This is a genomic window from Streptomyces typhae (assembly GCF_009755605.1).
Taxonomy (GTDB): Bacteria; Actinomycetota; Actinomycetes; order Streptomycetales; family Streptomycetaceae; genus Streptomyces; species Streptomyces typhae.
This window is the reverse complement of the sequence record NZ_WPNZ01000005.1, coordinates 39,467-64,380: the sequence shown is the minus strand read 5'-3', so window position 1 is coordinate 64,380 and position 24,914 is coordinate 39,467. Positions and strand designations below refer to the sequence as shown.

Sequence of the window (24,914 nt, the reverse complement as noted above, 5' to 3'; positions counted from 1 at the left end):
CTCCGCCGGCACTGGCGCGGACGACACCACTTCAGGAGCAGCACAAGTCTCATGGCCGCAGCACACGCAACCCACTCATCGCAGGAGGACGACGCTCCCGTGCCGGATGCGGCGCTGCGCGGTGCGCGGCGCCCCGTCCACCCGGCGGGACGCTCCCGCGCACCCAGCCCCTCCCCCGCTGCCGGTGGGGACGAGAAGCGGCCGGTGGCGGCGGTGCGGGCCTTCGCCGTGCGTACGTGCGACGGTGGCGGTACGCGTGCGTTCGTCGAACGGGTCGTCACCGGCCGACGCGCTGCCGGTGGTACGAGCAACGGGACAGCGCGGGCGGTTCCGTGCGGCGACGCGGCAGAAGCGCTTGTCGCCGTGGTCCGGGAAGCGGTGGCGTGCCTGCCGCAACGGTCCGACGGCACCCTCGTCGTCCTGAGTTCCGGGCCCGGCGGGGCGGCGGCACGGGCGCGCACCCTACTGGCCACTCGCCCGGACCTGGCCGCTCTCCCGGACCTGGCTGCTGCGGACGTCCGCGTGGACGCCGGCGCCGGGACGAGGGTGCTGCACGACGCGGCGCAGGCCGCGCTGGACGGACACGCCGGGGCGGTGATCGTCGCGTCGGCAGCGGCGGGGATGCCCGGACCGGCCGGTGACTGCGGGCAGGAGCGGGCCTGTTGCGCCGCGGTGGCAGTGGTCCTTGCGCCGCACACACGCAGTCCCGGCGCCTACCGGCCGCTCGCCGTGGTGGATGTTTCGGGCCCCGGCATCGCTGAGGGTGATCCTGACGAGGAGCGGAACGACCGGCTGGTTCTGCGTGCTTCCGCCGTACCGCGCCCGGAGCGGACACAAGGGGACGTGTTGCTGTGTCCGCGCCCGGAGCGGACACAAGGGGACGTGTTGCTGTGGGGCGGCAGCAGTGTCGCCGCTCTCGAGGCGGTGGCCGCGGCGGTGGCAGCGGTGCACCATGGCGCGCGCCCCCGGGCGGCGGCACACGCCGAGCCCTGGCTCGCCCCGCGGCGCACCGCGCTCGTCGTGCTGGCCGAGGACGGCGCCCTGTCCCTGCGGCTGCGTTCGGTGAGTGCGGCCCCCGAGGCCTGGGCAGCGCCTCAGCCGCCAGACCGGCGTCTGTACGTCTTCTCCGGTGCCGGCACCGAGGAGATCATCCGTGCCCTGGGAAGCGGGCGCGAGTCCCGCGGGGGCCCGGCCCGGCTGGTTGTCGTCGCCGCCGGCCACGACGAGTACACCAGCCGAGTCCGGCAGGCCCGGCGCTGGCTGTCCGACGGCCGCCGCAGGCCACGGCCTCCCGGTGTGTACTTCCAGGCGCGGCCCTTGTCCGGCGACCTGGCTTTCGTCTTCCCCAATGGTGCGGCCGCCTACCCGGGCATGGGCCGCCAGCAGTTGCTCGCCTTCCCCCGGGCCGTCGACGAGCTGCGTCACCGGGGTGATCCGGAGGCGATGGCCGGGTGGGCGTACTCCGGTGCCGGCAGCGCATCCGACGCCGCGGGCAAGATCTACGCCGCGTCCTTCCTCAGCATGGTGCACGCCCATATCTCCCGCGAGGTCCTCGGGCTGCGCCCGCAGGCCGTCCTCGGGTACTCCTCCGGGGAGATCAGCGCGCTGCTGGCGACCGGTGTGTGGCCGGACGCGGCCGCCGTCCTGGCCGACACCCACGGCAACCCGCTCTTCGACGGTCTGCTGACCCGGCCCTGGCGTGCCATCCGCGACGGATGGCGGCAGGCCGACGTAACCGGAACCACGTGGACCGCCCACCTCGTGGGCACCGACCCGCAGGAGGCCGCCGCCGCCGTCCGGGACGAGCCCGGCGTGCATCTCCTGACGGTCAACGCGCCGAGCAGTTGCACGCTCGGCGGCGAAGCCGAGGCCTGCCGCCGGGTCCTTGCGCGGCTGCCGCACGAGTACGCCATGCCGCTCGACTACGACATCGCCGTCCACACGCCGATGGCCGCGAGCGCCGCCGACCGGTGGCGTGCCTACTTCCACCGCCCGGTACGCCCCGTCGGCGGCGTGCGTTTCTACACCTGCGCGGGCACCTTCCGCTTCGACCCGACTCCGGACGGGATCGCCGAGGCCAGCGTCGCCCAGGCTCTGGGAACGATCGACTTCCCCGGCGCGGTGGAGCGGGCGTGGGCGGACGGTGTACGGGTCTTCGTGGAGCACGGGCCCAAGGAGCGGTGCACCCAGTGGATCCGCGAGATCCTGGGAGATCGCCCGCACCTGGCCCTCGCCCTGGACCCCACCGACGGGCGGGGCCTGGAGCGGCTGCTCGCCGTGTGCGCGGAACTTGTCGCCGCCGGCGTCACCGCCGACGACCGGGCGCTCCTCGCTCACTTGGCAGCGGCAACCGGTACATCGCCGCGGGGCGTCGGCCGACCGCACCAGGTGCCCACGGGTGCAGTTGTTCGCGGCCCTGCCGCGAGCCCGGCGGTGGTCATGGCACCCGCGCCGCCCCTGCCACCGCCGGACGCGGCCACCGGCGGCCCCGACCGGCCCGCTGTCCGGGCTGCCACCCGGCCCGACGCCCGGCCCGACGCCCGGCCCGACGTCCAGCCTCCCCCGCCCGGCCGGGCGGACGACCTCACGCGAGCGGCAGCCGCTCATGCCGCACTGCTGGCACAGCACCGGCACCTGCACGGCCTGCTGCTGCGGAGCCACGAGGCGCACGCAGCGCAGGGCGTCGACCTGGCCCGCGGTCCGCGTGCTTCCGGTGCGACCGCAGCGCACGGCGTCGACCGGACCCGCGATCCGCGCGCCTCCGGAGCGACCGAAGCGCACAGCCACGACCAAGCCCACAACCCGCGCGCCCCCGGTGCGACCGACCGGCTCCTGCTCGACGCTTCCGGACATGTGTGCCTGTCCACGATGCTCCAAGCTGCTCCCACGCCGACGCCCTGCGCGCCGGGGCGGTCCTCCCGGCTGGAGCTGATCCTCCACGGCCCGCTCCCCGGGCCCGGCGAGCGGCTCCAGCATCGGCGCAACGGGCCCGGCGAACCCTTCCAGCACGTCGTTCACGGTCCGGACCGTGCCGTGCTCACGCTGCGCGCGTACCCCGCGGCCGCGGGCAGCGCCGCCGTCCCCGCCCCGTCCGGTCCGCCGTACGAAGGCGGCCGCGCTGCCGCACGCTTCAGCCCCGCGCAGGTACGCGCGTTCCATGACGGCCGGCCCTACGACTGCTTCGACGCCGAGTGGACCGTGGCCACCCGCTCGCACGTGCGCACCCCGCGTGGCGGCACCGGCGACACGGCGGTCCTTCACCACGTCCCGTCCTTCGATCCGTACGGCGGCCCGCACGGCCTGGGGCACCTGAGCGCCCGTCTGCGGCGTCCACCCGCCCTCGCGGACACCGGCAGTGCCCTGTCCGATACGGGCGGCCTACCGTTCCTCCTGGAAGGCGTGCACCAGGCCCTGGCCTTCCACCTCACCGCGCTGGGGCTCACCCGGGACCGGGACGGCTGGCGCTTCCAGCCTCTGCCCGGTGCCCGGTGCGTCCTCCAGCACACCCCCGGCGCCGCACCCGACGGCCCCGTGACGTGCGAGGCGACCATCACCGCCGTCGACACGGAGTCCCACGAGCCCCGCCTCCGGGCGGACGTGGTGTGCACGAGCGGCACAACTGCCGTGCTGCGCGCACAGGGTGTGGCACTCCAGCTGGCCCAGGACTGGCCGCTGGAGCAGTGGCGGCGCCTGGCCGCAGCGCCCGTCCAGGGCGCGCGGCCGCACATTCCCCCGGCCGCCCTGCCTGCCCTGCGCCCGTCGGGAACCGACTCCCGGGCCCTGGTGCGCGACGGGCTGCGCCTGGATCACGCGTCGATGCTGGCGGCGGCGTGGGGACGGCCGAGCGACGCGCTCGGGCCCGCCCACCTCGCGCTCGACCGCCGGCCACGCGTGATTCGGCTTCCCGCACCGCCCTACCAGTGCCTCACCCGGATCACCCGGCTGTCGGCGGCACCGGGCGCGCCGGCTCCGGGCAGTGCCATCGAGTCGGAGTACGACATCGCGGAGCATGCCTGGTTCCGCGACGACGGCAACCGATCGTCGCCGCCTCCCGCCGTGCTCCTCGAAGCGGCCCTGCAACCGTGCGGCTGGCTCGCCCAGTACACCGGAGCAGCCAGGGATCTGGCCGGCACCCCGGTGTTCCGCAACCTCGACGGCGAGGCACAGCTCGTCGCGGCCGTGCCCCCCGGGGCCCGCGTCCTGACCACACGGGCCACCCTGCGCGAACACGTCAACGACGGCACGATGGCCCTGGTCTTCTTCGACCTGGAGTGCACGGCCGACGGTGTGAGCGTCCTCACCGGCACCACCGGTTTCGGGTTCTTCCCCCCGGACGCGTTCGCCACCCGGACAGGGCTGCCCGGCCCTCCGCCGCTCGCGCCCGACACGGCCGAGGCACCGATCGGGGACGGCGACCTCACCTCCCGTCCGCGACGCTGGTTCAGCGGTCGGGCGCCGCTGACCTCCACTCCGCTGCTGATGCTGGACCGGCTCACCGGCTACTGGCCGCAAGGCGGTCGCGCGGGCCTGGGCAGACTGCGGGCCGAGAAACGCGTCGACCCGGGTGACTGGTACTTCGCCGCGCACTTCTTCCAGGACCCCGTACAACCAGGGTCATTGGGCGTCGAGGCCATGTACCAGCTGCTGCACTGCCACCTGATCCAGCAGGGCACCGACGCGGAAACCACCCCCCTGCGGACCGAACCAGTGGCAGCCGCGTCCGGCCCTCTGCTGTGGAAGTACCGCGGCCAGGTGACCCCCACCGACTCCCTGATCACGGTGGACGTGGACATCACCGGCCACCGCCACGACGCGGCCGGCCTTGTGCTCAGCGGCGACGGCTGGCTGCACGTCGACGGCACCTGCATCTACCACGCCACCGGTCTGGCCCTCCGCCTGACCGAGGGGCCGACCACTGAATGGAGAACAGGCCCATGACCACCCCCGACCCGTACGCCGTACGCGACGACGAGGAACAGCAGACGGTCGACAACTGCCGCCTCCTCTTGCGAGCAGCCGCCGCCGCTGACGTACCGGCCGTCGAAGCGCTGCACACCCGCTGCTCCCCGCGCTCGCTCTACCGGCGCTATCACGCCCCCGTCCACGGCGTGCCGCGCATGCTGCGCAAGCACTTCCTCGCCGGACACAGCAACTACTTCATCGTCACGACACCGGCCGGGCAGACGATCGCCATGGGCGAATTCGCCCCCGCGAGCCGGGGGTACCAGCCCCAGCTCGCCCTCATGGTGGAGGATGTCTGGCAGCGCCGGGGCATCGGCACCTGGCTGACCCGGCGCATCCTGCGCACCGCGGCACGCTCCGAGCTGCGCACGGTGTACGCCGACGTACTGGGCGAGAACGTACCCGCCCTCCAGCACTTCCGCGGCTTCGGAGGAGTCGTGGAGAGCTGGGAGCAGGGCACGGCACAACTCGCCATCCCCGTACCAGAACAGGACGGCCCGCCGCAGCACCCCGACGGGCCGACGGCGGAACCGGCCGCGGCCACCTGAGCTTGTCCTGACCCGCGGGTGAGGGCGTTCCGAGGGGCGAGCGGATCCCGGGCTGTTCGAGTCCCGGATGGTGGCATGCAGGTGTGGGTGGTGAGTGAGACGCTGTCGCTGTGACGGAACCGAAGAGTTTCCAGACGCATCTGCGGCAGGCCGCCACCGGCATCCTGGAGCGCGTCCCCGAGCAGCTGAAGCGTGAGATTTACGTCCTGGCCCTCAACATCTGGCGCGTCGACGCCGACAACCGCCGCCCGTACGTGGACATCGGTTACAACACGGAGAGCCAGTACGAGGAGCAGATGCGCCGGGATTCCGATCACTGGGAGGCGCGCTGGAACTATGCGTTCTGGATCCTTGAGGGCTTTGACAGGCTCGGCAACGTCCCCGAGGACCGGGTCGGCGGCCCGCTCTTCGAGGGGGAGGTCAGGAGCCTCGGCATCTGGTACGACGGCGAGTTCGATCTCGGCCGGACGCTGGAGGACGACGGGCTTCGCGCCAAGTCCGGCCTTCTCGAACTCCACTTCCACGACGCCGTTGTCGGCCTCGCCCGTCACCTCCACGAGAGCGGCACCATCGAGAGGATCTTCGGCCGTCCACTGCCTGTGATGGTGTTCGACATGGACTGCCCGGGCTGGGAGGAAGAGGCCACCAAGGCCGCCAACCCGGTCGAGCTGATCGAGGACTTCTTGGCGTGAATCCACTCTCCAGCACTTTCCGCGACGTGCCCTCTGGCGCCGTAGGCCGGCCAGGTGTGCGTGGGCGCCGAACGGCTCCGGGAACATCGTTGTGAGGACTGAGGGTCCACCTGCGCCTGGGAGCCCGGTCCGATGCGGTGCGTTGGTGGCGGCCGGACCCGGGCGCAGGGCCGGGCCGCCTGGTGGGCAACGTGTGCGTCGTGCCCGGTTTCGTGCCCGGTTGTGGTCGCGTCAGTAAGCGGCCTTTCCTGTGCCGTTGTTACCGCCCTTGAACTCGAGATAGAAGCCCCAGCCGTTGGGCACGTCGTCCTTGACCACGGTCCACTGGCCCTTGGGGGCACTCACCCAGCCGCTGCACGGAATAGTCTTCCAGCAGGCTCGGACGGTACGGGTGTAGTTCGTCTTGACGTTGATGTCGTCGCAGTTGCCGGTGGTGTACTTGTAGCCGGTCGACGGCCAGTACGCGCGGTCGATCCCGTTGCCGGTGGCCGTGTAGTTCTTGGCGCTGCCGTAGCAGGACTGCACACCGATGTCGGTTGAAGTGGACGGGCTCGCCGCCACCGACGTGGCGGCTGCCCCGGCGGTCAGGGCAGCGCTCATCATCAGGAGTGCGGCTTTACGCTTGAGGCGAGGGGCTGATGCAACCGTCACGTTTCCTCGATTCGTTGTTCGCCGGTGAAGGTCACCGGCGAGGCGGGCCCCCTGAAGGCACACCTGACGCCGTTCGGCCTGCGCTGGCCGGAAGGCATCCCTTCGGTGTGCCCCCGGCCGGGCGCCGTGGCCGGCTCTGCATCCGGTCCAGGCTCCGGTGGGGCGTTGTGTTCAGCAGTTCACCGGGCTGAGCAGTTGTTCGGCAGACCCCCGCGCCACACCGAACAAAGAGGAAGGCGTGCAGACGCGAAGGCTGGAAGCGGCTCTTGCAGGGCGTCTCAGCCGGTTCCTCACGTGGGCCGAGTTGAGGCAGCCGAACGGCCCGAGGGGGGAGCCGTGCCCAAGGGCCGACCGGAAGCGCCCCTTGATCCGCACGCGGGCCCGGTGGAGCGGTTCGCGTTCGAGCTGCGAAAGCTGCGCCAAGAGGCGGATGGCCTCACTTACCGGGCCATGGCGCGCAGCGCGCACTACTCCGTGACGGTTCTCTCGCAGGCAGCCGCCGGCACGCGACTACCGTCCCTGACTGTCACCTTGGCCTATGTGCGCGCCTGCCGAGGGGATCCGGTCGCGTGGGAACGCCGGTGGAAAGAGGCCCGCGACGCGGTCGCGGCGGCTGAACGCAGTGATGACGGGCTCCCCTCTCCCTACCAGGGTCTGGCCCGCTTCGAGCCGGACGACCACCACAAGTTCTTCGGCCGCGACGCCTTGGTGGCGAGGGCGAAGGCGCTGCTGGACGAGCGCCGTTTCGCCGCGGTTGTCGGCCCGTCCGGCAGCGGGAAGTCCTCCCTGTTGCGCGCCGGACTGACCCCCGCCCTGCGGTCCGGAGGCCGGAACCTGGCAGCGATCAGGATTCTCACCCCCGGGGAACGGCCTCTTGCCACTCATGTCGCGGCCCTGAAAGCGGCCGAAGAGGATGCCGAGACCGTCGTCGTCGTTGACCAGTTCGAGGAGATCTTCACCCTCTGCCGTAGCCCGGATGAACGAGCGGAGTTCATCGACCGACTGCTCACCGCGCGCGACCCGGGCAGCGGACTGCGCGTCCTGATCGCCGTACGCGCCGACTTCTACGGCCGCTGCGCCGAACACCGGGCCCTGGCCGACACCTTGCCCGACTGCACCTTGCTCGTCGGCCCGATGAGCCCGGCCGAACTGAACGACGCGATCGTCCGGCCCGCACAGACAGCAGGACTGATGGTGGAGCGCAAACTGTCTGCCCGGCTCATCGACGAGGTCAAGGACGAACCCGGCAGCTTGCCGCTGCTGTCCCATGTCTTGCTGGAGACCTGGCTGCGACGCCGCGGACGGGTTCTGACGGTGGAGGCATACGAGGCGGCCGGAGGGCTGCACGGAGCGATCGCCCATACCGCCGAGTCTCTCCACACACAGCTGACCGCACCCCAGAGACAGCTGGCCCGGCTGCTGCTGCTCAGGCTCATCACTCCAGGAGAGGGAACTCCGGACACCCGTCGCCCCGCCTCCCGCTCCGAGTTCGGCCTGACCACCGATTCCGGCGACATCGATCAGGTGCTGGACAAGTTGGCCCGCGCCCGCCTGATCACCCTTGACGACGGCACGGTCGACATCGCGCACGAAGCCCTTATCACCGGCTGGCCGCGCCTGCATGGCTGGATCGAGGAAAGCCGCGAACGCCTGCGCTGCCACCGCCGGCTCACCGAAGCCGCCCGCACCTGGCAGGAACTCGACCAGGACCCCGGAGCCCTCTACCGCGGCACCCGCCTCGCCACTACCCAGGAACACTTCCCCCAAGCCCACCATCACCCCGAACTCATCAGCACCGAACGCGCCTTCCTCAACGCCAGCACCACAGCCCGCCACCAGGAACAGCAAGCCGAACACCGCAACACCCGACGACTGCGCCGCTTCGCAGGAGCCGTGTCCGTACTCCTCGTCCTCGCCCTGACCGCCGGAGTGCTGGCCTGGCAGCAGTCCCGGACCAGCGACCGGCAAAGCGACCGAGCCCTCGAAGCGCAGCGCGTAGCACAGTCCAGGCAACTGGCCGCCCGATCCGATGCCCTGCTCACAAGCGATCCGGACCTGGGCTCGCTGCTGGCCATCCACGCCCACCGGACCTCCCCCACACCAGAGGCAGCCTCCAGCCTCTACTCCGCTGCGGGCTTGCCGATACGGCACCGTCTTTCGGGACATGCCGACGAAGTTTCTTCAGTGGTTTTCAGCCCGGATGGAAGGACCCTGGCTACCGGAGGAGACGAAGGGGCCGTACGGCTGTGGAACACGGCGAACGGTAAGGCATACGCCTCTATAACTGCAGCCGAAGGTATGAGTGGCCACGTGGCGTTCAGCCCGGACAGCAAAATAGTGGCCAGCAGTGACGCTGCCAGTGTTGTCCGGCTGTGGGACGTGGCATCGGGCGAGTCACGCTCCGCCCTCACCGGCCACACTGGAGGGATCGCGGAGTTGGAGTTCAGCCCCGACGGTCGGACCCTGGCCACTGGCGGTGGCGATGGGAAAGTTCTCCTGTGGAATGCCGCCAGGGGCACGACCCGCACAGTCCTGAACGGTCACACCGGCAGCGTGACGGGGCTTGTCTTCAGTCCCGACGGTCTGGCCTTGGCCACCGGCGACGACGACAATACGCTGCGCTTATGGGACGTGGCTTCGGGCAAGGCACGCACCCACATCACCGAGCGGACGGATACGGCAGCCTTCAGCCCGGACGGACGAACCATGGCTACTGGCGACTTCGTCGGGGTGGTGCGCCTATGGGACACAGCCTCAGGCACGGTACGGGAGACCCTCCCCGGGCACACCGATATGATCCTGGATCTGGCTTTCGGCCCTGACGGGCGGACTCTTGCCACTGGCAGCGCGGATGAAACGGCCCGTCTTTGGGACATCACAACGCGCGGCGAGCGCACGGTGCGCGCCGGTCACCCCACTGACCATACGACTGTGATCAGCCCGGACGGCCAGACCCTGGCAACCGCCGGCCGGTACGGCGACGAAAGCACGGTGCATCTGTGGGATGCGGCATCGGGCAAGCCCCGTGCCTCCCTCACCGGCCACATCGGAAGGGTGCGCGCCGTAGCGTTCAGCCCCGACGGGAAGACCCTGGCCACCAGCGCCGACGACACAACCGTACGCCTATGGGACACGGGCCATGCCCAAGTCAAGGAAACGCTCACCGGTCTCCCCCGCCCCGTGGCGCTCTTGATGTTCAGCCCCGACGGGCGGACCCTCGCCACCGCCGTATTCGACAAGACCCTGCGCCTGTGGAACACGGCCTCAGGCACACAACGTGCCTCTCTCACCGGCCACACCGGCAACGTGACAGCCACGGCATTCAGCCCCGACGGACGAACCGTGGCAACCACCGCCGACGACAAGTCCCTACGGCTGTGGGACACGGAACTGGGCATCCCCCGCGCCACCTACCCCATCAACAGTGCAGAGGCCACCGCGGTGGCGTTCCATCCGGATGGACGGACGCTGAGCGTCGCAGGGGAAGGCAAGGCACAGCACTGGAGGACCGATCTGCCCACCCTCTCCCGGTCCGTACGCAAGATCTGCAACGCCATCCACCGCAACCTCACCCGCACCGAACGCGCCACCTACCTGCCCGAGAGCCCTGCTCGACCCGCGTGCACCGCGTAGAAGCACCGGGCGTTGACGCGTAGCGATTCGGGCCTTGATGCCTGTGGGAGCAGAATGACGGACCGGCTGGAGCCAGCCGGTCGGTTCTTGTGCAGGATGCGAGATGCCTCGGTTGAGCGTCACAGGTGGTCGATCCCTTATCGCTTCACACGGCCGCGGACGGCGAGAAGTGCCAGGGCGAGCAGGGCGGGTTCGGTCAATCGGGAGGCCATCTCCGTGTAGCGACCGGTGGTGGTCAAGTCCTGGCCGCTGGAGCGGAAGATGACGGAGTTGACGACGACGTCGGCAGCCTTTTGTGCACGGGCGGCGGTGAAGCGGTCGGTGAAGGCTGCGTGCAGCTTCGGGTTCTGCTTGCCGATGACTCTGGCGCCGGGTGGAAAGGCCTCGGCCGGTGTGTCCGGCAGTCCGAAGCCGATCATCAGCACGACGGTGGTGGTCATGGCGGCCAGCAACCAGCCCAAGGCCCGGGAAGCCCGCAGCCCGTAACCGGAGGCCGCCCAGTACAGCCAGAGCAGGAACCGCTCGGCCGGAGGAGTGTCTGTGTCGTGGCGGCGCATTTCCATCTCGCCGTAGTAGAAGTCCGCTGCCCCGGGCTCGTTCTTGCTGTCCTCGAATGCCTTACGCAGTTCTCGGTAGACCGGCGCCAAGGCGGCAGGCTGCAGCGGAGCGTGGCCGGTGGGGGCCGGTGTCCAGCCTTCCCCGGCGCGTCCGCGGGCTGCGCGCCAGTGGTGTTCTTCGACCAGGGTCTGACGGGTGGTGTGCCGCAGGGGCATCACGCCCCGACGGCGGGCCCCCGTCGGGGCAGTGGCCAGGGGACAGCGACCGTGCAGACGCAACTGGTCCAGATGGAAGGTGCCGACGACCCGGCATGTGGTGAGGTCGACATCTCTGAGTGTCAGGTGCGAGGCATCTGTCCCCAGCAGGCCCAGTATCCGCACCGGGCGCCGCGCGATCGCGGACTCGTCCAGTGGCGCACCGTCCCGCCGGGCGAAGGGCAGGGGGTGGGCGGCGACACTCACCGGAGTTTCCAGCACGGCGCCGCTGAGGCCCACTGCCGCGTGCCGCAGTCGCAGCACGGCCGTGGAAGTCCACCGCGTGCGCCAGCATTCCACCCTGCTTGCCGCGATCTCCAACGTCACCGCGCCGGCGAAAACCGCCCGTGAGATGTCCACCGTCCCTCGACATGCCAGCGGTCCGACCATGGAGGCGCGTTCGAAGACCGCACCAGCGAAGTCGGCGGCACCCTGGAAGACCGTCCCGTCGAACCACGCTCCCCGGGAGAACGTCGCACCGCGGAAGCTTGCGTTACCCGTGAACGCGGCCCCGGCGAACCTGGCACTGTCCGCGAACGTGGTTCCGCCGAACCTGGCATCGCCCTTCAAGGCCGCCCCGGCGAACCCTGCGATTCCCTCAAAGGTCGCCCCGGCGAACCCTGTGACACCGTGGAAGACCGCCCCGTCGAACCAGGCGTCGTGGGCAAAGCCCACTCCGCCGAAGTCGGTGACACTGCGGAATGTCGCTCCGCCGAAGGCAGCGTCACCACGGAAGACCGCCCCGTCGAAGGTGGCCGCCGCCTTGAAGGTCACCCATGTGAACCTGGCGCTGTCCGTGAAGGCAGCCCCATCGAACTCGGCGTCGCGTGCGAAGGTCGCTCCTCCGAAGGCGGCCGGGCCGTGGAAGGTTGCCCTGGCGAATCCGGCCTCGCGCTGAAAGGTCGACGTGAACTCGGCAAGGCCCCGGAAGTTCACTCCGTTGAACTCGGCGCGGTCCGTGAAGGTCGCTCCGCCGAACCGAGCGCCGCCATCGAACACCGCCCCGTCAAAACGCGCGGCTCCCAGAGAGGGACGCCCCGTGTCGGGGTTGCGCACGGCACTCAGCAGACGTTCCAGCAAGGCCGCGCTGATAGTGGTACCGCGGTGGTCGAGATCGCTGCCAGGACGCAGGGAGGCCAGGTAGGCACGGAGAGCCATGTCGTCGAGATGCGCCAGACACGACTCATACACGCGCCGCCCTCGACAGCCCACAAGATCCTCGCCCTCCGGCAAGGCGCCATACCCGCAGTACGGGTAGTCAGGGGCCGCAAGCTCCGTGATGGTGGCCATGCCCTCATCGACGCGGTCAGACTGAGGAGGGTTGCCGCGGGGCGAGGATTCAGAAGAGGGCCTGGATGCTTTCGTGGCTGCGTTCGTCTTCAAGGTCGGTCGTGCTGGCGAAGCTGAAGCAGACCATCATGCGCTCGGCCGCGCAGGACAGCGGTGAGACCCGGTGCAGTGCGCTGCCCGCCTTGAGGAGGTAGGCGCTGCCGGCGGCGGGGTGCCTGCGGATCACCGGGCCCGTGGCCACGTACTCCTCGACCCGGGGGTTCTCGGGCTCCCACGGCACGTCCTTGACGTACTCCAGGCTCCCGCCGTGGCCCTCGTCAGGCATTTTGAAGATCCATACCAGCGCCCATGTGTAGTCGTCCCAGTGCCAGCCGTGCACATCGCTCGTCTCGTGCAGCCGCGTGGCGATGTACTGCTCCGGCTCGTAGGGAACCGGCAGGACCTTCTCACCCACGATCTCCTCGAGCGCCGCGCGCATGGCGGGTGAGGCGAAGACCGCAGGGATGACGCTGCTGCCCTGGGCGATGACGTCGCGTGCGAGGGTGTTGAATCTGCGCGGGGTGCCGCCGCTCTGCTCGATGTGCACCTCCCGGCGGTGGCTCTGGTGGTGGAACAGTTCCTCGAGCTCCCGCAGGGTGCTGTGGAAGACGTCGTCCGGCATGAAGGCAGGTATCTCGGCGAAGTCGCTCTGCTGGTAGCTCTGGCGCAGTGCGGGTATCGCGGCGCGGAACGCCTCCGAGGCCACATGGTCCTCAACAGCTTGGTGTACAGGTGCGCTGAGATCTCGCATACCTCCATGAGACAGGTGGTGCCCGTACGCCGCACGGTGAGATGGCCGCGCGGCCGCTACGCCGATCGGGTGAACGCTCGCTCCAGAAGGCGGACGCCCTCTGCGTCTCGTGTTTCTCTCGCCTTCCTCTCGCGCTCGTCTCGCCGTCCTCTCGCACTCGTCTCGCGTTCTGCCGACGTGGGCTCCCCTGGCCGACGTCGCCCACGTACGGCACCCTCGCGGCGCGGGTTCAGGTGCTGCCGCGGGTCTGGTATCGGTGTCAGGGGCGGATGCTCAGGTCGGTGACCACCTGGGGCAGGCCGCCCGCACGGTGCGCCGCGCGTTGGCGGTCTGCGCCGGTGCCGCGGGCGGCCAGGCGGTCGAAGAAGGCGACGACCCTCTCCAGGTCCCCCAGTTCCTGCAGTGCACCGCCGATATGGTCCACCAGCCGCCGGGCGCGTTCAGGTGCCGGCAGCATCGCTCGGGACAGCGCGTCCAGGCCCTGGCCGCTCCAGCCGTCACGCGTGCCGTACCAGTAGGCCCCGCGCAGCAGTTCACCGCCCAGACGCGGCCCGTGGTCGCCCCCTTCCACCAGACGCGTACAGGTCACCACCAGGGCGCGGACGACAGCGGCCACCGCTGCGGAGTCAGCGGGCGCGGCGGGCACGTCCATGCATCTGACTTCCAGGGTCGGCAGGCGCGGGTGCGGGCGGATGTCCCAGAACGGCAGATCGGCGAAGGGCATCGCTCCCGCCGCGGCCAGTGCCGCGGCGGTGCGCCGGTAGTCCTCGAAGGACTCGGCGTACGGCGGCGGCCCCAGAATCGGCAGGCCCAGCCGGATCACCGAGCGCCAGCTCGCGTAGCCGGTGTCGCGCCCGGAGTGGAACGGTGAGTTCGCGGTCATCTCCACCAGCAGCGGCAGCCACGCCCGCAGATGATTGCCGACCCGCACGGCCACGTCCCGGTCCGGCAGGAACACGTGGACGTGCATGGCGCAGACCGCGAAGTCGTCCATCAGCGACCGGTACAGGTCCACACTGGCCCGGTACCGCGGGCCTGCGCTCACCGGGACCGGGAACCCGCCGATCACGGGCGTCGCGGAAGGACACACCCCCAGCCCCTCCTGCGCCGCGCAGGCAGCTACCCCCTGACGCAGCCGCACCAGATGCCCGTGCAGCTCCTCCATGCGCGTGCACGGCGGCGTCCGGATCTCGATCTGCAGACCGGTGAACTCCCCGCTCACCAGATCCCCCAGCACCCGCGCAGCACGGGCGGCCACCCGCGGGCCGGCGTCCACCACGGCACCGCTGCCAGGGTCCACCAGGAAGAGCTCCTCCTCCACCCCCACCGTCGGCGGCCGGCCGCCATTGCCCGCCCGCGCACGCCGCCCGGAACCCGCCCTGCTGCTGGTGTCCTCCATCAGGCCACACTCCCCCGCGCCCGCGGAACCCTCACCGTCAGCTCCGGCAACCGGCCCATCGGAGGTCACCCGGCGGCACCACCCCACGGCTGAAGAATCAGCCGCGTCGGTATCTGGCGGCCATCGTGTGGAAAACCTTCTTCGGCTCCCAGCGTCTCTCGTCGAGCATCCGGACGACGCCGTAGGAGCCGAGGTCCTGCTCCCCGGGTCTGCTGTAGGCGGCGAAGGTGAACCAGAGCGCGGTGTCCACGCCTTCGTCCTCGAAGATGTCCAGCAGTTCGGTCAGGTAGCGCGTCTGCTCGTCCTCGTCCGGGACCGCGCCGTGCGGTACCTGCCAGGCCATGCCACCACGTTCTCCCGCCCCCCGGTACGCACAGGTTCCGTACTCGGTCACCGCGACCGGCTTGCCGTGGACGAGGTGCCCCCGCAGCTCCTGCCGGAAGCTTTCGGCGTTGTAGGCGGCCCGGTAGGCGTCTATGCCGACGAAGTCGAACGCTCCCCAGTCGACGGCCTCCCAGGGGGCCGAGGCGTAGGTGACCTGCCCGCCGAAGTGGCTGCGGACGGTCACGGCTGCCCGGGAGAGGAAGTCGTTGAGGCGTTCTTGCACCGGTCCGAGGGCGGACCACCACTCCATGTCGGCGCCGGCCATGGTCCGCATGCGGTCGCCGTAGGTGTCGCCCGGGAGGAAGCCGCCGCAGAACGCGCTGATCTCGCAGCCGGCGACGAACACCACATCGGCGCCGCCCTCCCGTAGTGCTTCGGCCCGAGCGGCGCAGTCGGCGAAGTACGGGAGCAACTGGTCATGGGGGAGGTCCACGGGAAAGGGGGCGAACCAGACCTCGAGGCCCGCGTCCGCGGCGTGCCGGGCAGCGATGCTCAACCGTTCAGGCTCTCGTCCGGAGACGCGAACGGCGTCACAGCGGAGATCCCCGGAGATCACCGCCATGTCGTGCCGGACCGTCTCAGGGGTGAAGCTCTTGCGGGAGAGTTCTTCCCCCGGGAGGAACCCTGTGTCGTAGTTGATGCCCCGTGCGCGCACTTCCGTCTCCCGTTCAGGTCTTGGCCGGGCAGCCGCCCCGGTGGATGATCCGCCGCTGCGGTGTCGGAGCGAGACCCATGCTATGGGGGCGGGCGCGGCTCCGCCTGGGTCGCTGATCAGCCCCATCGCACAACCGCCGCGGCGTGACGAGCGCGCCGCACTGCCGCGGCGTGACGCCCGCACCGTCCCGGCAGCATTCGTCAGGCGCCGCCCCAGACAGGGGCATCCGTTCCCCAAAGCCCGGACGGGCGGGCCCAGTTCACCGGGCCCCCGTCGTAGGACACCGGTGGCAGCGCGTACCGCAGCCGACCCATGGGGCTGTCGGTCTCGGTCAGCCGACGGTCGGCGTCGAAGCCCTCGTCCTCACCCCCACCCCCACCCTCACCCTCACCCGAAGCGGGTGCCAGCTCGTGGACCAACCAATGCGCGGTCCGTGCCAGGGCCAGGCGGACCAGCCGGGTGCCGCCCGTGCGATGCTGCTCGGTGAGCGCGCGCAGGACACCGGCCGCGAGCAGATAGCCGGTGCCGTGGTCGAGCGCCTGGGCGGGCAGCGTACCGGGCGCGTCCGGTGAGCCCTCCAGCTCGGCGATGCCGGTGGCGACCTGGACCAGGCTGTCGAAGCCGCGCCGCTCGCTCCACGGTCCGTAACGGCCCCACGCGGAGAGCTGGGCGATCACGAGGCCTGGGCGGCGTACGGCGAGCGCCTCGGGCGTCAGCCCGAACCGTTCCAGCGCACCCGGCCGGTAACCGGTGACCACCACGTCCGCCGCTTCGAGCAGTTCCTCGAAGGTCCTGCGGCCGGTGGCCTCTTCCAGGTTCAGAGTGGTCGAGCGCTTGCCCATTCCCGTGTCGTTGTGGGCCTCCTGACTCTCCGGCAGCTGCGGGGCGTCGATCCGCAGCACGTCGGCGCCGAGCAACGCGAGTGTTCGGGTGGCCACCGGCCCCGCCAGTACTCGGGTCAGATCCAGAACGCGCAGCCCCGCGCACGGCAGTGCGGCACCACCGGGCATCATCCGGTACGGGGCATCGTCGATGCGCGCCGCCGTCAGCAGCGGCTGCCCCGCGGTCGCGATCCCCTGCTCGCTCTTCGCCCAGTCCCCGGGGCCGCGTGCCGCGACGGCCAAACCGCCTGCCGCGTACACGGTCTCCTGCACTTCCAGCGCGGTGAGCCCCGCGATCGCCCGCGCCACCGCGCCCACCGCCTCCGCACTGCTCGCGGCGTTCCCCGGCACCCCGAGAGCGTCGAGCAATCGGGCCCGGTGGTGCGGGTAGTTGGCGTGGGTACGAACCCATCCGTCGGTCGCCCGCCAGAACCGGGACAGCGGCGAGAAGGCCGGCCACGCCCGCCCGTCGACCCGCACCAGCCGGTCGCTGAGGAACGCCGTCGTGACCGCCCCGTCATCGACCCGCACGCGGGGCACCGGGCGGCGTCCCATGCGTACGGAAGCGAGCTCGGCGGCCGCGAGCGAGCACACCGCGACGGTGGCCCGCGCCAGCTCCATGACGGGCAGCCGCGCCGGCAGCCCTCCGGACGGACCGCCGTAGGACACCCGGTCGAGCAACGAAGGGTCGGCACCCAGTGCCACCCAAGCCTGCGACGTCCCAGCGGAGATGGGAGAATCCATGCCTACTAATATGGCACCGCGTGCCATCCAAGGAAAGAGGCGCACCCTGCCCCCGTACGAAGCCCCCGCGGAATCAGGGGTGGTGTCAGGGGGGATGTACGCACGTGCGTTCCAGCCGGTGAGACAACTGCCGTGAGACAACTGCCGTGTGCTGGTGCGTGACCATCCCCATATGGTTACCTGACTCCATGACCTTGCTCGTGACCCGTCGCCACGTCGACTACGGGCGCGTCACCACCATGGGTTGTCCTGCCGCGAGCTGAGTCCGCGCTCCGGCACTGACCAGGTCATCTCTTCCCCTCCTCACAGGGCTGACCGCTGACCGCTGCCCGCATTCCCGGGCGCGGCAGGAAGCCCTGCGGTTCTTTCGCGCTTCCCCGTTCCCCGCATCACGGGACAACTCCGCATCACGGCACAACTACGCACCACGGGACAACTCCGCCATCCGCGCAAGGGAGCACCACCATGAGCCAACCCGTCGACTCCGTCACCGCCGGCCACACCCCTGAGGAGCCGTCCGCCCGGCCCGACACCTCGGCCTGGTCGTTCGAGACCAAGCAGGTCCACGCCGGGGCGGTGCCCGACCCGACGACCGGAGCCCGCGCGACGCCGATCTACCAGACGACGTCGTTCGTGTTCCGGGACACCCAGCACGCCGCCGACCTGTTCGCGCTCGCCGAGCCCGGCAACATCTACACCCGTATCCACAACCCCACCCAGGACGTCTTCGAGCAGCGCGTCGCGGCCCTGGAGGGCGGGGTCGCGGCTGTGGCGCTCTCCTCCGGGCAGGCGGCGGAGACCCTGGCGATCCTGACGCTGGCGCGCTCCGGCGATCACATCGTCTCCAGTACGTCGTTGTACGGCGGCACGTACAACCTGTTCCGGCACACGCTGCCGAGGCTCGGCGTCACGGTGTCGTTCGTGGACGACCCGGACGACCTCGACGCGTGGCGGGCGGCGATCCGGCCGGACACCAAGGCCCTGTTCGCGGAGACGCTCGGCAATCCCCGTGGCGACGTGCTCGACGTACGAGGGGTCGCGGACGTGGCGCACGCGGCCGGACTGCCGCTGATCGTGGACAACACCATCCCGACTCCCTATCTGCTGCGGCCCATCGAGCACGGAGCGGACATCGTGGTCCACTCGGCGACCAAGTTCCTCGGCGGGCACGGCACGGCCGTCGCGGGCGTGGTCGTCGACGGCGGAACCTTCGACTTCGGGGCGCACGCCGAGCGGTTCCCGGACTTCACCGAGCCCGACCCCAGCTACCACGGGCTGCGGTACTGGGACGCGCTGGGTCCGGGGGCGTTCGCCGTCAAGCTCCGCGTACAACTGCTGCGCGACCTCGGGCCCGCCCTGTCCCCACACTCCGCATTCCTGCTCCTGCAAGGCGTCGAGACGCTCAGCCTGCGGATCGACCGGCACTCCAGCAACGCACGCGCCCTGGCCGAGTGGCTGGAGCAGCGGGACGAGGTCGCCGCCGTCCACTATCCGGGCCTCAAGTCCAGCAAGTGGTACGAAGCGGGGCGGAAGTACCTGCCGAACGGCGCCGGCGCGGTGGTCTCCTTCGAACTGCGGGACGGTGTCGAGGCGGGCAGGCGGTTCGTGGACGCCGTGGAGCTCTTCAGCCACCTCGCCAACATCGGTGACGTACGCAGCCTCATCATCCACCCGGCGTCGACGACGCACAGCCAGCTCGACGAGGAGCAACTGGCCGCCACCGGCACCTCCCCCGGCCTGGTGCGCCTGTCGGTCGGCATCGAGAACCTCGCCGACCTCAAGGCGGACCTGGAGGCAGGCTTCCGCGCGGCGAAGGCCGCGTCCTGAACACCGTGCTGACACCGTCCGCGGTCCCTCTCCCGCCGGCCTCCGGCGCCTGGCGGGAGGGGGACCCGCCCGGTCGCCGTCAGTGGTACGAGCGCGACGCACCGCTTCCGCTGGAAGCCGGTGGTGAACTTCCGGGCGTGCGGCTGGCGTTCGAGACGTGGGGGCGGCTCGCTCCCGACCGGTCCAACGCGGTCCTCGTCCTGCACGCCCTGACCGGCGACAGCCACGTCGTCGGCCCCGCCGCACCCGGACACCCCACCCCGGGCTGGTGGGACGGGCTCATCGGCGCCGGGCGCGCGCTCGACACGGACCGCTGGTTCGTCGTGGCTCCGAACGTGCTCGGCGGCTGCCAGGGCAGCACGGGACCGGCGTCCCGCACCCCCGAGGGACGCCACTGGGGCGGGGCCTTCCCCCACCTGACGCAACGTGACCAGGTGGCCGCCGAGGCAGGCCTCGCCGACTCCCTGGGCATCGACCGCTGGGCCCTGGTCGTCGGCGGTTCGATGGGGGGCATGCGAGCTCTGGAATGGGCCGTGACGCATCCGTGGCGGACGCGGGCGCTCCTGCTGCTCGCCACGGCGGCCGCGGCGAGCGCGGAGCAGATCGCCTGGGCGAACATCCAGCTCCACGCCATCCGCGGCGACCCCCACTGGCGCGGCGGCGACTACCACGACGCCGGACCCGGACTCGGCCCGCACGCGGGACTCGGCCTGGCCCGTCGTCTCGCCCACGTCACCTACCGCAGCGAACGGGAGCTACAGGGCCGCTTCGGCCGCGCCCCGCAGGGCACGGAGGACCCCTGGCACGGCGGCCGGTACCAGGTGGAGTCCTATCTCGACCACCACGCCGCCAAGCTGGAGCGCCGCTTCGACGCGGGCAGCTACGTCACGCTGGCACAGGCCATGAACAGTCACGACATCGGCCGCGGCCGAGGCGGTACGCGGGCCGCCCTGAGCCGGGTGACGGCCAGGGCCCTCGTGGCGGGCGTCGACTCCGACCGCCTCTATCCGCTGCTCCAGCAGACGGAGCTGGCGGCCGGACTCCCCCACGCGGATCACGTCCGGGTGATCGAGTCCCCGTACGGTCACGACGGCTTCCTCATCGAAGTGGAGCAGGTCGCCGCGCTCGTGGGCGAACTCATCGGCTAGGTCCTTCTCCCCTCCCCCGCTGTCGGCCCCCCGCTGTCGGCGCCCCGCTGTCGGCACGGTGGCGGGGCGGGGGGCCGGAGCGTCACGACACCGCCCGGTCGTCTGCGGAGTCGGGGTGGGCGAGGCCGAGGTGATCGCGGAGGGTCGTGCCCTCGTACTCGGTACGGAACACGCCCTGTTCCTGGAGGAGCGGGACGACCTTGTCGGCGAAGTCGTCCAGGCCGGTGGGTGTGGTGTGCGGGACGAGGATGAAGCCGTCGCTGGCGTCGGCCTGGACGTAGTCGTTGATGGCCTTGGCGATGGTGGCCGGGGAGCCGACGAAGGTCTGGCGGTTGCCGGTGTTGATGACGAGGTCGCGGATGGACCAGTTGTTCGCGGCGGCAAGTTCACGCCACTCGCGGGCAGTGGCCAGCGGGTCGCGGTACATGCGGACCTGGGCGCGGCCCTGGGAGATGTGGTCGGCGCCGACGTCCGGGTCGATGTCGGGCAGCGGGCCCTCGGGGTCGTAGGAGGACAGGTCCCGGTTCCAGACGAACTCCAGGTGCTTGAGGGCGGTGGCGCCACTGACCTGCTGGCGGCGCACCTCCCTGGCCAGTTCCCCGGCCTCTTCGTCCGTGTCGGCGAGGGCGAAGCTCGCAGCGGGCAGGATCAGCAGCTGGTCGGGGCGGCGGCCGTACTTGGCGAGCCGCTTCTTGACGTCCGTGTAGAAGGCTCTGCCCGCCTCCAGGGCGGCGTGCCGGCTGAAGATGGCGTCGGCGGACGCGGCGGCGAACTCACGGCCCTTGTCGGAGTCACCGGCCTGGAAGACGACGGGGCGGCCCTGCGGCGAGCGCGGGACGTTGAACTGGCCGTGGATGTCGAAGTGCTGCCCGCTGTGGACGAAGGAGCCGGCCTTCGCGTCCCGCAGGAAGACGCCGGTGTCCCTGTCGGCGAGGATCTCGTCGCCGTGCCAGGAGTCGAACAGCTCGTTCGCGGTCGCCAGGAACTCCTGTGCCCGGGAGTAGCGCTCCTCCTGCGGGAGGAAGCCGCCGCGGCGGAAGTTCTCACCGGTGAAGGCGTCCCAGGAGGTGACGACGTTCCAGGCGGAGCGGCCGCCGGAGAGGTGGTCGAGGCTCGCGAACTGGCGGGCCACCTCGTAGGGCTCGTTGAAGGTGGAGTTGATGGTGCCGGTCAGGCCTAGGCGCTCGGTGACGGCGGCGAGCGCGGTGAGGACCGTGAAGGTGTCGGGGCGGCCGACGACGTCCAAGTCGTAGATCTCGCCGCCCTGTTCGCGCAGTCGCAGACCCTCGGCGAGGAACAGGAAGTCGAACTTGGCGCGTTCGGCGGTCTGCGCGAAGTGGACGAAGGAGCTGAACTCGATGTGGCTGCCTGCCTTCGGGTCGCTCCACACGGTGGTGTTGTTGACGCCGGGGAAGTGCGCGGCCAGGTGGATCTGCTTCGGCGGCTTGCTCATGGTGGGTGCGGTCCTTCCGGCTCAGGCGGTCGCGGCGTAGCGGTTGGCGGGGCGGGCGAGGCCGAGGAGGCCGCGCAGGGTGTCGGCCTCGTAGGCGGTGCGGAAGACGCCCCGGCGCTGGAGTTCGGGGACCAGGCCGCGGGTGATGCCCGGCAGGTCGTGGCCGACGACGGCGGGCCGCAGCCGGAAGCCGCTCAGTCCCTCGGCCGCCCACTCCTGCAGCAGGTCGGCCAGTCGGGTGGGTGTGCCGGTGAAGATCCGGGCGTCGCTGGTGTATGGCTCCCCGGCGAGGGCGTCGAGGCGTGCGCGGCGGTCCTCCGCGGCGGTCTGTTCGTCGTCCAGGAAGACCACCAGATCCCCGAAGACGTGCAGAGGCCGGCCTGCTCGCCCGGCGGCCTCCTGCTCGGCGCGGATCTCGGCGACGATCGCGCGGGCCTGGTCTGCGTCGTGCGGGGTGGTGTAGCCGATGTCGGCCTGGCGGGCCACGAGCCGGTAGGGGACGGTCTGGTGGGCGAGGGCGGTGACCAGCGGCTGGCCCTGGGGCGGGCGCGGGGTGATGGAGGGGCCCTTGACGCTGAACTGCGCGCCTTCGAAGGCTATGTGGTGCAGCTTGCCCCGGTCGATGAAGCGCCCGGTGGCCACGTCCCGTATCTCGGCGTCGTCCTCCCAGCTGTCCCACAGCCGCCGTACGACTTCCACGTAGTCGGCGGCCTCGTCGAACAGGGGGGTGAGGCGCTCCTGTACGGCAGGGGTCTGGAGTTCCGGCAGGCTGATGGGCGGGAAGGTACGGCGGCCGAAGTGGTCGGCCTCGTTCGGGCTGGCGCTGATCTGGACGCGCAGGCCGGCCCGGCCTGCGCTGACGTAGTCGAGGGTGGCGATCGCCTTGGAGATGTGGAACGGCTCCGTGTACGTCGCTATCACCGTCGGCACCAGGCCGATGTGCCGGGTGAGGGGGGCGACGCGGGAGGCGGTCAGTACGGCGTCGAGACGGCCGCGCACCTGGTCCGTGCGGCTGTCCGGCTCGCCGTACTGCGCGGACTGCGGGCCGAGGCCGTCCTCGAAGGTGACGAAGTCGAGCAGGCCGCGTTCGGCCTCTGCGACCAGATCGGCCCAGTATCCGGCGGTGAACAGGTCCCGGGGGCGCGCGACTTGCTCGCGCCAGGAGGCGGGGTGCCAACCCGTGCCGTCCAGGGCGACGGCGAGGTGCAGGGGGGAAGAGGGACTTGAAGAAGGAGTTGAAGAAGGAGTTGCGGACACGAGGGTGCCTTCCTGGAGGTCCGTAGGGGATCGCCGACCCACGCGAAGCGCGGTGCGGACGGCGTGGGGGAACCGGGTCAGGAACAGGGGCGACAGAGGGCGCCGGCGACGCGCTGGAGGTCGATGTGGGGCCGCCCGTGGAGGCGCACGGCACGCAGGACACATGTCACCCGGCCCACCTCCCAGTCGTCCGCGCCGGTCGCGTCGTCCGCGTCGGCGCGGCACCGATGCCCAGGGTCAGGCCGGCGGTCACCGTACGGGTCCCGATCCGTCGTACCAGCCGCCAGGCGAGGGCCGCGCAGACGTCTCGGCTCGTAGCCGTAGCCCTTGTGCGCGCACCCTTATCGGCGTCCTCAGCGGCGGGCGGAGGGGAGTGCACCGTCTTCATGTGGGGGGTTCCTTCACGACAGGGCCGACGCTGGCACCTCACAGCTGCGTCTGGAAAGCGGCTGTCGGAGGGCGGCAGAAGGCTGCGTACAGAGGAGAGTGGGAGAGCGGGAGGGCGAAATCGCGGGCCGTGGAGCGGCGATCAGCGACAGACCTCGTCGAACTGGTCGGCGCGGCGGCTCACCCAGAACGGGTCGAGCAGCACCGTGTGTGCCGGGCCAGTGGTCTCCATGCCCGGATCAAAGCACACCGGGAAAGACACGTCCACTGCCGGGTGGCTCCGGTGCCGGGTCGGCCCCCGCCCCGGGCGGGGTCGCCGCTCCCGTCTGTGGGTCCCCCGTGGGCTCACGTGCTCCTATGTGTGGGCCTCTATGGGCTCCTGCGGGCTATGGGGGGACCACTGGCTCTTGGGCGCGGAAGGCCTCGTGTCTCACGCAGAGCGGTGGGCCCAGATGATCGATTCCAAGGGGGCAGTGGCCGTGGCAATGTGGGGTGGCCGCCTCTCTTGATCTCAACCGTGCTTGAGGTAGCACCATCGTCCGTGTGAACACGGATTCCACGGCGTACGCCGCAGACATCGAAGCCATAGAGCAGGTCGTTGCAACCGTCGAGCACTCCCAGCAGCACAAGGACCCCGACGAATTCCTCGCCCTCTTCCACCCCGACGCGGTCTGGACCACGCGCCACGGCAAGGTGCTCATCGGCCTCGAAGCGATCTCGGAGTTCACCCGGAAGGTGCTCCCCGCAGCCGGCTGGGACGGCAAGGTCAGCTACGAGGTGGTCCACGTGCTCTTCATCCGCCCCGACGTGGCCGCGGTCAAGGTTCGTCAGCGCTACCTGACCCCGGACGACGAGAGTGAGGGTGCTCCGCTGTACGTGATGACCAAGCAGGACGACGACCGATGGCTGCTGACCGCCTGCCAGAACACGGAGGTCGTCGCCGACTGACCAATTCGGACGGAACGACTGCACGCACGAGGCGAGGGCGTTCAACATCAGTGCGTGACAACAGAGTTGGACACCCTCGCGAGCGCACTCTTGCGAGAACCGATGACCTGCTGAAGGCGTCTGCGCATCTGGCACCGAGGCGACCGACCGTGGGGATCGCCCGCGGCTCACCGACGCCGGACTGGTCACGCTGGCGATGATGCAGGCCATGCCCGGCTTCACCTCCGAGGCCAGGTGGCTCCGGCACGCCCACTCCCACCTGCGGCATCTCTTCCCGTACCTGCCCAAGCAGCCTGGCTACGACAAGCGGCTGCGCAAGGCCGCCGGACTGCTGCGGCGCGTCACCCGGCTGCTGGCCACCGACACCTCCGCCCTGACCGCCGTCGTCTGGCACAACGACCAGAGCGGCCGTCACACGTCCCGGCGGCCGGCAGCCCCAGCAGGGCACGCCGG

16 protein-coding genes and 1 pseudogene are annotated in these 24,914 nt (G+C 70.8%); 8 read left to right on the top strand and 9 right to left on the bottom strand.

Features of this window, described 5'->3' with window-relative positions; all coding sequences use genetic code 11:
- Nucleotides 1–51: 51 nt before the first annotated feature.
- The 3 genes from GPA10_RS10850 to GPA10_RS41655 all read left to right on the top strand — a co-directional run bounded on the left by GPA10_RS10850 (nt 52) and on the right by GPA10_RS41655 (nt 6,202).
- Complete coding sequence (locus tag GPA10_RS10850) at nt 52–4,938, top strand: hypothetical protein (protein WP_157165319.1); 4,887 nt, start codon at nt 52–54, stop codon at nt 4,936–4,938.
- Nucleotides 4,935–5,510: a GNAT family N-acetyltransferase gene (locus GPA10_RS10845; protein WP_157165318.1), complete on the top strand. Its 576-nt coding sequence runs from the start codon at nt 4,935–4,937 to the stop codon at nt 5,508–5,510. The genes GPA10_RS10850 and GPA10_RS10845 overlap by 4 nt, the downstream gene beginning before the upstream one ends.
- A gap of 110 nt (nt 5,511–5,620) precedes the next feature.
- Nucleotides 5,621–6,202: a hypothetical protein gene (locus GPA10_RS41655; protein WP_343040655.1), complete on the top strand. Its 582-nt coding sequence runs from the start codon at nt 5,621–5,623 to the stop codon at nt 6,200–6,202.
- A 231-nt stretch (nt 6,203–6,433) separates the two neighbouring features.
- Here GPA10_RS41655 and GPA10_RS10835 read toward each other — a convergent pair whose 3' ends face one another.
- Nucleotides 6,434–6,853: a hypothetical protein gene (locus GPA10_RS10835; RefSeq protein ID WP_343040654.1), complete on the bottom strand. Its 420-nt coding sequence runs from the start codon at nt 6,851–6,853 to the stop codon at nt 6,434–6,436.
- 336 nt (nt 6,854–7,189) lie between these two features.
- On the opposite strand from GPA10_RS10835, the gene GPA10_RS10830 reads away from it, so the two are divergent.
- Nucleotides 7,190–10,486 carry an nSTAND1 domain-containing NTPase gene (locus tag GPA10_RS10830; RefSeq protein WP_343040653.1) on the top strand — a complete coding sequence of 1,099 codons (3,297 nt, stop codon included), beginning with the start codon at nt 7,190–7,192 and terminating at the stop codon, nt 10,484–10,486.
- Between the two features lie 137 nt (nt 10,487–10,623).
- Here the strand turns inward: GPA10_RS10830 and GPA10_RS10825 are convergent, their stop codons facing one another.
- The 5 genes from GPA10_RS10825 to GPA10_RS10805 all read right to left on the bottom strand — a co-directional run bounded on the left by GPA10_RS10825 (nt 10,624) and on the right by GPA10_RS10805 (nt 17,441).
- Nucleotides 10,624–12,588, bottom strand: coding sequence for a pentapeptide repeat-containing protein (locus GPA10_RS10825; protein ID WP_246259005.1), 1,965 nt, complete (start codon nt 12,586–12,588; stop codon nt 10,624–10,626).
- 49 nt (nt 12,589–12,637) lie between these two features.
- Nucleotides 12,638–13,333, bottom strand: a complete 696-nt coding sequence (locus tag GPA10_RS10820) for a HalD/BesD family halogenase (RefSeq protein ID WP_157165317.1) — start codon at nt 13,331–13,333, stop codon at nt 12,638–12,640.
- Nucleotides 13,334–13,637: 304 nt separating this feature from the next.
- Complete coding sequence (locus tag GPA10_RS10815) at nt 13,638–14,777, bottom strand: carboxylate-amine ligase (RefSeq protein ID WP_157165316.1); 1,140 nt, start codon at nt 14,775–14,777, stop codon at nt 13,638–13,640.
- 97 nt (nt 14,778–14,874) lie between these two features.
- Nucleotides 14,875–15,657, bottom strand: coding sequence for a glycoside hydrolase family 113 protein (locus GPA10_RS10810; RefSeq protein WP_246259004.1), 783 nt, complete (start codon nt 15,655–15,657; stop codon nt 14,875–14,877).
- Nucleotides 15,658–16,016: 359 nt separating this feature from the next.
- Complete coding sequence (locus GPA10_RS10805) at nt 16,017–17,441, bottom strand: CoA transferase (RefSeq protein ID WP_157165315.1); 1,425 nt, start codon at nt 17,439–17,441, stop codon at nt 16,017–16,019.
- Between the two features lie 465 nt (nt 17,442–17,906).
- On the opposite strand from GPA10_RS10805, the gene GPA10_RS10800 reads away from it, so the two are divergent.
- Nucleotides 17,907–19,268, top strand: a complete 1,362-nt coding sequence (locus GPA10_RS10800; RefSeq protein WP_157165314.1) for a bifunctional o-acetylhomoserine/o-acetylserine sulfhydrylase — start codon at nt 17,907–17,909, stop codon at nt 19,266–19,268.
- 5 nt (nt 19,269–19,273) lie between these two features.
- Nucleotides 19,274–20,416, top strand: coding sequence for a homoserine O-acetyltransferase MetX (metX, locus tag GPA10_RS10795; protein ID WP_425505718.1), 1,143 nt, complete (start codon nt 19,274–19,276; stop codon nt 20,414–20,416).
- A gap of 82 nt (nt 20,417–20,498) precedes the next feature.
- Here metX and GPA10_RS10790 read toward each other — a convergent pair whose 3' ends face one another.
- The 3 genes from GPA10_RS10790 to GPA10_RS43635 all read right to left on the bottom strand — a co-directional run bounded on the left by GPA10_RS10790 (nt 20,499) and on the right by GPA10_RS43635 (nt 23,275).
- The gene (locus GPA10_RS10790; protein WP_157165313.1) at nt 20,499–21,869 is read right to left on the bottom strand and encodes an NtaA/DmoA family FMN-dependent monooxygenase; all 1,371 of its coding nucleotides are present in this window, start codon (nt 21,867–21,869) and stop codon (nt 20,499–20,501) included.
- Nucleotides 21,870–21,890: 21 nt separating this feature from the next.
- A complete protein-coding gene (locus GPA10_RS10785; protein WP_343040651.1) occupies nt 21,891–23,126 on the bottom strand; it encodes an LLM class flavin-dependent oxidoreductase in 1,236 nt (411 codons plus the stop codon).
- 77 nt (nt 23,127–23,203) lie between these two features.
- Complete coding sequence (locus GPA10_RS43635; RefSeq protein WP_343040706.1) at nt 23,204–23,275, bottom strand: putative leader peptide; 72 nt, start codon at nt 23,273–23,275, stop codon at nt 23,204–23,206.
- A 781-nt stretch (nt 23,276–24,056) separates the two neighbouring features.
- Here GPA10_RS43635 and GPA10_RS10775 point away from each other — a divergent pair.
- On the top strand, nt 24,057–24,461 hold the full coding sequence (locus tag GPA10_RS10775; protein ID WP_343040650.1) for an SgcJ/EcaC family oxidoreductase: 405 nt from the start codon (nt 24,057–24,059) through the stop codon (nt 24,459–24,461).
- A 54-nt stretch (nt 24,462–24,515) separates the two neighbouring features.
- Nucleotides 24,516–24,867 (top strand): annotated as a pseudogene (locus tag GPA10_RS42335) (IS982 family transposase); the annotation flags it as partial.
- Nucleotides 24,868–24,914 lie beyond the last annotated feature (47 nt).